Here is a 7,131-nt window from a genome sequence, read left to right as displayed (position 1 = left end):
TGGAGGAATGCAAGGATTGCATTCCTTAGGTAAGGAACGATTTTTAGATAGACTAAATTATACTACGCGTTTGTTGTACGTAATGGGCATTATTGCATTTCATTTTTCTAAATTATTTGATCAATACCAATCGAATAGGATCGCACAAGCATGGCGATTTCAATCTCAATGCATAGAATCTGGCCGGGGCAAGACTTGGTCTCCCGTGCTGATTATGTCGGCGTAGAACGTTGAACTAAATGAGACCAGCGCGAACTCGCAGCTCAGCATCATGCCAACCGCAATCTCCCTATGGCAAAGTCGTCCTACTATGGCTTATGTCTCGCGAGTTCCTTTGGTCAGTGCCTTGCTCGCCGCATCATGCTGTCTGTGTTTGCGAAAGACAGTCGTGCCAAAGAGCGACACACCTTCCTTGCTTGACGAGCTCTTTGATGTGGCGCGCTGGGAAGTCGCTCTCAGCAACATACAACCAAGTCTACCTCCTAAGAAGTATATGGAGTGTAGCACATATGCGCTAGTCATATTTAGCATTGCTTCCGCAGCCGGTATCGCGGCGGAAGATTGGGGTCGCGACGACGCTTAGAGTAAGTAATTAAAGAATGACGAAGACCGACCTAATCACAGTCGTTGACGCAATCTACGCTTCTGTTCTTGACCCGGAGCGCTGGCCGGAGAGTTTGAAGTATGTTTCTGACATATCAGGGGGCCTCGGTGCCACGATCGTAACATTCGCGCCAAATAAGGTGATGACTGTCGCCTCCTCCAGTATGGATGAGGCCAATCAATCTTATGTCCAAGAGTGGTGGCGGCATGATATCCGCGAAGAACGACGAACGACGCTTGGTATTACCGCTGGACTGATCACCGACTCCGACCTCGTAGATGATCAGATCTCGCAAACACACCCCTTTTTCCAAGAATTTCTCAGGCCGCAGGGGCTTGGCGCACGCATAGGATACGTCGCTAGGCTCCCATCCATGCAGACCGTCATTGTCGGCGTTCACCGGAGCCTTCGCAGAGGCCCATTTGAAAAAGAGCACGAGGATAATTTTGCTCGGCTTGCCCCACATGCTGCGCAAGCCATCACAGCGGCAGCTGAGATCGCCGAAGCCAGACGCGCATCATGCCTCCTCGGAAATTCCCTTGACCGCGTCGCATGCGGGGCCGTCCTCTTGGACGACCAAGGTGTTGTGGTCTCCATGAATGAAACGGCCCAATCTATGATGGGAGCGGAGTTCAGCATCTTCCGTGGACGCCTCAGCGTGGCGACCGCGCGGGACCAGAAAGCTCTGGATGACTTGGTGGTCTTAGCCCTTTCTGGTCAGGCCCTATTGATGCGCGCCCAGCAGGTGCTAGTCCGAAGTGCGAAGGGAGAGCAGATTCTTGTCCAGGTCATCCCAGTGACTGGGAATGAGCAAACCACTTTTGAGTATCTTGCTTTAAGACCTGGGGTACTCGTCCTTGTGAAGAGCCTTTCCAGCTTGGCGCCGGAGGAGATTCAGCACCGCCTCATTCAACTTGGTCTCACGAGAGGACAGGCTCGCGTTGCGATGGCAGTTGGAAGTGGCCAATCGTCAAAAGCAGCCGCAGAGCAGTTGAAGCTGACAGATGGTACGGTCCGCACAGTGCTTAAAGGCGTCTACGAGCGCCTCGGCATATCACGCCAGAGCCAACTTGTGGCACTCGTCACACAGATCGGATCGGCGCCCTTGATAGACTGAGGTTCTATTGGGCTTTGAGGTCTAACTTACCTGTGCAATGACGGAACAGTGCTGAGAGAGCCCGTGGTGGCCGACAATAGAGAACCTATTCTGACCTGAATGAGCGGATTGCCTCGGAGCCGATGAGTTCAATATGCTGAAAAAGGGTTGCTCCCAAAGCAGATCATCGCGTCGTTGCCCCAGATCGTGGTGTATCTTGTTCAAGTGAGAAGTGCGCATATGTTCGAGTAGCGTCAAGTTGCAAGCATTCAAAGACGGCCTGAATACCAAATAGTACGCTTTTCAAGCGTCATGATGGTCGAAGTGCACCGACTGTAGCGTGTGGTCCTACCGCCACTGCTCATCCGTGCGACCTTCTGTGCGCAGCCTCTCAAAGACGATCAGCGCCGGGTGCTAAACGCGATACTTTAGATCCTGTGCGGCGACATGGCTTGGCACTTGCAACGGCACCTAAAACCGTTTGCTAGCTGGTCGCGTTCCGCAACCACGTGAAACGATGATTAATCGTTGAACCGCGCGATGATCAAAATATTGTCCATACTGCATTTTGAACTTTCAGACCTCAAGACGCGGGCGAGCTTCTACAGTCGTTGATCCCTCATATCTATATGGACGATCTACAGCGATGAACCGGCACGCGGAACACTACCCCGTATGAACAATACAGGAGCTCGCATGCATGCGCTATTCAAGTCACAATTGTCTTTTGGGCTTGCTTTGGCCACGTAAATCTAAGCTGCGACCATGTATGGCTTCAGCTTTGGTAAAGCCGATTTTATCAGGAGCTAGATCAGCTAGAACGTTGGATCTCCAAATCGATCAGAGAGCCCCAATCATCTCACAAACAGGAATGGACCGATATGGACGGCAGAATCAGAACGGAGGACCTGCACTTGAACTTGGAGTGCCAGATTCCGAGGATCAAGGCACGTCATGCCAAAATTGGAGTTGTGGGCCTGGGCTACGTGGGGATCCCCCTGGCGTTGACGGCCGTGAAGGCAGGTTTCAATGTGCTGGGATTCGATATCAATGCGCCGCGGATCGAGCATCTTAACAAGGGCAAGAGCCTTATCAGGCATATACCGGACCATCTCGTGGCCGCTGCGGTCGATGAGGGTAAGTTCGAGGCCACGACCGATTTCGCCCGCCTCGGCGAGCCCGACGCCATCCTCATCTGCGTGCCGACGCCCCTAACAAAGCACCGCGAGCCGGATCTCTCCTATGTGGAGAATACCGCCCGCACCATCGCCGCGCACTTGCGCAAAGGCCARCTGATCGYYCTCGAATCCACCACCTATCCCGGCACGACGGACGAGGTGCTCAAACCCATCTTCGAGGCCACGGGCCTGAAGAGCGGGCGGGACTTCTTCCTCGCCTTCTCGCCGGAGCGCGAAGACCCCGGCAATCCGGATTTCGGCACCTCTACCATCCCGAAGGTGGTCGGCGGCGATGGGCCGGACGCCCTGGCGCTYGCGGATGCYCTCTACAGCCAGCTCGTGGTGAAGACAGTGCCTGTCTCATCCGCCGCCACGGCGGAGGCCGTGAARCTGACGGAAAACATCTTCCGYGCAGTGAACATMGCCCTCGTGAACGAGCTGAAGGTGGTCTACGCCGCCATGGGCATCGACGTGTGGGAGGTCATCGACGCCGCCAAGACCAAGCCCTTCGGCTTCATGCCGTTCTATCCGGGACCGGGCTTAGGGGGGCACTGCATCCCCATCGATCCGTTCTATCTCACCTGGAAGGCGCGTGAATTCGACATCACCACCCGCTTCATCGAGCTGGCGGGGCAGGTGAACACGCATATGCCGTACTACGTGGTCGAGCGCCTCGCCGAGGCGGTGGACAGGAGCGGCCGGGCCTTCAGCGGCTCGCGTATCCTCATGCTGGGCGCCGCCTACAAGAAGAACGTGGACGACATGCGCGAGAGCCCTTCCTTGAAGCTTATCGAGCTCATCGAGGCGCGGGGTGCGAGCGTCGATTACCACGATCCGCACATTCCCGAGCTGCCGCCCACCCGAGAGCATCCAAAGCTTGCTGGCCGCAAGTCCACTGCGTTGGATGCTGCAGTTCTAGCCGGATACGATGCCGTTCTCATCGCGACCGACCATGACAATGTCGACTACCATCTCGTGGCCGAGCACGCCCGGCTCGTCGTCGATACCCGCAATGCTTGCGCGCGAGCCGGCCTTAGTGGGGGTCGCATTCTGAAAGCTTGAGTTCATGGCGATCCTTGTGGACTGTCAGAATTTCCATGTTGGGACTGACTTTATGAGATCTGTGCGCGGGTGACGAAAAACGCCATCTTGATGGACTGTGACGAATTCTCTCCGCCGCTTCTCGCACAGTATGCTCTGCTCGCTTTGACGAGCGGCCGAAGCCACCGTTCGGTGGTTCCAAATCTCAGGTTCGGCCTGTCCACCCTGCGCCACTGGCTCGATCGCCGTCGCGAGCGTGAGATCGACAATCCGCGCGGACCGTCAGGAGAACATGGCGGCCAAGTTGAAGCGGCTGCGGCGCGAGAATGAGATCCTGCGCCAGGAGCTAACCCTGGCCAAAGCTGTTGCGCTCATCACTTGCGCCCATTATCGGCATCTTCGCGGAGGTGCCGAAATGAGGTTTCGTTTCATTGAGCAGCATGCCCTTACCTTTCCGGTACGGCTCATGTGCCTAGTGCGCACTCGGCACTCTGGTATGTCACGCAAGAGCAGACCGAGCGGAAAGCGAGCTACCCCGGTGTCCACTTAGTCGGAAGATTAGCTCATGCCTCCCCGTGCCAACGCCACCCATCTGATCCTGCACGCGTGGTTGATAGCTCAACAGACCTGAGGCCCGGTTCCTCCACGGCCACCTTTCCCCTCTCATAATTTTAAGTATTTGCTACCGGAATACTTTGTCCCATTATCAGACTGTCGGCCAAGTTGTTCTGTCGAAAACCAGACAGACAAACCTTCTGCTCGCTTTTAACCTTCCTTAACCGATGAATGTAAACAGGGGGCCCAGTCGACGGTACAATCGCTGACGCTTTTTAATGACCGTTTCTCGGAAGTCATCCCGCCGCATAGTCTGCCCCTCCCATCCTGACGTCTTTGATCTCGGACAATGTCGCTTTGAGATCACGAGTCCAAACCATTCTCCAAGAAACACTGTTTGTTCTAACTGAAATGATTTCTATCGACGGCGCCAAATGGCTCTACCTGGCAGCCCAGCCTGGTTTGATCATCATTGAAGCAGATCAGAATTCCTGCTGTTCCCTTGAAGCTGTCAGTCACGTGAGAAAGCTGTTTCCAGACGCTCAGATCGTGGCATTGGCAGATCACTTTGACTTACACTTCACCGCATTGGGACGGGAAGCCGGCGTAAATGGATTTTGTTTAACTGCATGTACTCCAGAAGTGCTAATCGGATATCTTGGATTGGTGAAGGCCGGCGAGTCGGTTGCGCCTGCAGAAGTTGTCCGATCGGCCGTGGATGTCGCGATCTCTGGCAACAACGGGTTTAATAAAGATCAAAGGGCGAAGTCGAGCCTAGTTGGCTTGGAAGCTTGCAAACTTTCCGCACGGGAAACGCAAATTCTGCACTGCCTTACAGATGGAGCATCAAACAAGGCCATTGCCCGCAGTTTTAATATTGCCGAAGCAACAATTAAAGTTCATGTCAACGCGATCCTCCGTAAGATCGGCGTAAGGAACCGCACCCAAGCGGCTATGTGGGCCTGCGAGCGAATGTCAAATCGAGGTAAAATCTCTGCGAATGTCTAAGGTCCCTTCTATAACCATCGCTGTGGGCGATGACGTCCGCATTCATTTTCATCCTCCTCTTCCCCTGAAAGGCTTCGTAGAGGGGACAGCGGTGCGGGTTGGAAGGAGGGATCCAATAGGACGTAGACATCAGGAGTTTGTACTCTTTGAGCGCTGGAATGACTTTCCTGATCAAATTGAAGTCCTGCGCCTGACAACGCACGGGGACCAGGATTCTTTATCCGAGGCCAATGGTCAGAATGTCCAAGAGAGTTCCCTTGAGGCCTCTACAGACAATCAGCAGAACACTTCTGAACAGCTTAATCGGAGAAGCTAGCGCAACGAGACCAATCGGCGGAGCGGCTTCCTCTCAGTGCTTTTCGGACGATCGCGATAAACGCGATGCACCAGGCGGCTAGCGGTCGCTCGTCAATGAGCGGCAGGCTCGCATGGTCACCGGCAGCGGAACGCCGCAGGACGATACTTAGCGGATAAGCACTATGCCTCCGGGGAAGCGCTCAATTGCTGACAGAGACTGACGTTGATCCGAGGCCGCTAGGCCAAGTGCTTCAGAGCGATACCACCCGAATGGTCGGTAAGCGCTGCTGAACGTGGCCTGCCCATGTGGGTGATCCGGGTGTGATGTTAATTCAGGGTTGGTCGTGGCACCAGCGTTGATACATGGACCAGAACCTCTGATGCGGGTGGCCGGTAGCCCAGGGATGAGTGCGGGCGCATGGTGTTGTAGTGTCGGCGCCAGCTCTCGATGATCACCTTKGCCTCYTSCARGGTGTAGAAGATCTCTCCTTTCAGCAGTTCGTCCCGAAGCTGACCTCCGTCACGCCGGTCTGCCGCAGGGCCTCTGCCACGGTCCGGCCCTGCGCCGTCAGCACATCCACCTGCCGCAACTTGGAAACGATCTCTTCCGCCGTGTGCCTCTTCTTGCCCATCTTCAATCCTCCTTCGGCTCATAAGCCATACTTCAGGGAGGATCACTTCGCAGCAGGCAGACCACCCGCACCAGCCGGCAGCATGAGGCGGCATTGGGGAAGATCCGCACCACGTAGGTGCGCCTCCTGATCTCCTCGTTGAGGCGCTCGAGCATGTTGGTGCTTTTGAGGTGCTTGTGGTGCTGGCGCGGCAGCCGGTAGAAGGTCAGCGTCTCCTCGATCGTCTCCTCGGCCCAGGCCACCAGGCGCGGGTAGCGCCCCTCCCACTTGGCAATCCAGGCCGCCAGATCCCGCCGCGCCTCTTCGACGGAGCGACGGTCGTAGAGCCAGCGCAGCTCCTGCAGGCAGTCATCATCCGCTTTGCGCGGCAGGTGATCGAGGGCATTCCGCAGGAAGTGCACATAGCAGCGCTGATAGGCTGCCTCGCACAGCACCTCGCGGATCGCGGCCCGCAGGCCGGCATGATCATCGGCCACCACCAGCTCGACCCCTGAGAGCCCGCGCTCCCGCAGGCCGAGCAGAAACGTCCGCCACGAGGACTGGCTTTCCCGGTTGGCCATCTCCACACCCAGGATCTGGCGCCGGCCGTCCCAGTCGATACCCACCGCAATCAGCACGGCTTGCGAGCTGACGATGCCGCCCTCACGCACCTTCTCGTAACGGGCATCCAGGATCAGGTACGGGAACGGCTCCTCGAGCCGGCGTGAGGCGAACTGGGCC

Annotated in this window: 4 protein-coding genes and 3 pseudogenes; 4 read left to right on the top strand and 3 right to left on the bottom strand. The window is 56.2% G+C overall.

Going from position 1 to position 7,131, the window contains the following annotated elements:
- The 4 genes from ACXJKO_RS28370 to ACXJKO_RS28355 all read left to right on the top strand — a co-directional run.
- Window positions 1-226 (top strand): hypothetical protein (locus ACXJKO_RS28370; protein WP_457094382.1); only part of this gene is annotated, 226 nt, incomplete at its 5' end.
- 373 nt (window positions 227-599) lie between these two features.
- Window positions 600-1,721 carry a helix-turn-helix transcriptional regulator gene (locus tag ACXJKO_RS28365; RefSeq protein WP_457094381.1) on the top strand — a complete coding sequence of 374 codons (1,122 nt, stop codon included), beginning with the start codon at window positions 600-602 and terminating at the stop codon, window positions 1,719-1,721.
- An 860-nt stretch (window positions 1,722-2,581) separates the two neighbouring features.
- Window positions 2,582-3,940: a nucleotide sugar dehydrogenase gene (locus ACXJKO_RS28360; protein ID WP_457094380.1), complete on the top strand. Its 1,359-nt coding sequence runs from the start codon at window positions 2,582-2,584 to the stop codon at window positions 3,938-3,940.
- 1,353 nt (window positions 3,941-5,293) lie between these two features.
- Window positions 5,294-5,482: a response regulator transcription factor gene (locus tag ACXJKO_RS28355; protein ID WP_457094383.1), complete on the top strand. Its 189-nt coding sequence runs from the start codon at window positions 5,294-5,296 to the stop codon at window positions 5,480-5,482.
- Between the two features lie 624 nt (window positions 5,483-6,106).
- Here ACXJKO_RS28355 and ACXJKO_RS28350 read toward each other — a convergent pair.
- The 3 pseudogenes from ACXJKO_RS28350 to ACXJKO_RS28340 form a co-directional block, all read right to left on the bottom strand.
- A pseudogene (locus ACXJKO_RS28350) lies at window positions 6,107-6,292 on the bottom strand (integrase core domain-containing protein); the annotation flags it as partial.
- Window positions 6,286-6,411 (bottom strand): annotated as a pseudogene (locus tag ACXJKO_RS28345) (IS3 family transposase); the annotation flags it as partial. The pseudogenes ACXJKO_RS28350 and ACXJKO_RS28345, both read right to left, overlap by 7 nt.
- Window positions 6,412-6,464: 53 nt before the next feature.
- Window positions 6,465-7,131, bottom strand: a pseudogene (locus tag ACXJKO_RS28340) (IS256 family transposase); the annotation flags it as partial.

This window comes from Microvirga sp. P5_D2 (assembly GCF_054049475.1).
The sequence above is the reverse complement of the archived record's forward strand: the minus strand, read 5'-3'. Positions and strand labels throughout refer to the sequence as shown.